The 432-nt window shown below is 58.1% G+C and carries 1 protein-coding gene; it reads right to left on the reverse strand.

Annotated elements, in window-relative coordinates:
• Positions 1-308: DUF4148 domain-containing protein (locus GVK91_RS27220; RefSeq protein WP_159732772.1), on the reverse strand; the 308-nt coding region annotated here is incomplete at its 3' end.
• Positions 309-432: the final 124 nt, after the last annotated feature.

A 432-nucleotide genomic window follows, 5' to 3' on the forward strand; every position in this document is an offset into this window, starting at 1 on the left:
CCAACACGACGTGCAGCCCAACTGGGGTGCTTTTGGGAGCGTTCCAGATCTGCCAGCACTTCTTCGCGAGTCATCGCCTTGCCCTTCGCTGGAACTGGTGCACCGAAGCGGTGGTATTGCCACGTACCCTCTTTCTTGGATTGGTCCATCTCGGCGAGAACCTGCTCCCGCGACTTGCCAGGCTCGGCATGTTCTGGATGGGTGGTGTAGCCCAGTTCAGTAGGCGCAGGGTGAATGACACTGCTTGCCATCGCGGGCGCTGCAAGGGCTACGAAAGAAAGGGCGGTGAGTACGGTACGAACTGCCATGAGATTCTCCTTGGTTGAATCGGCGTGCTCTGCAGACCGCACCAACCGTCAGGCGCTCTACATTGCACGTGTGACAGTCTGCTGACCGTATGCCGACAAGTTGCGCACCGAGAGATTACAAGTT

It is taken from the genome of Sphingobacterium sp. 18053 (assembly GCF_902706145.1).
GTDB classification, from domain to species: domain Bacteria; phylum Bacteroidota; class Bacteroidia; order Sphingobacteriales; family Sphingobacteriaceae; genus Sphingobacterium; species Sphingobacterium paramultivorum.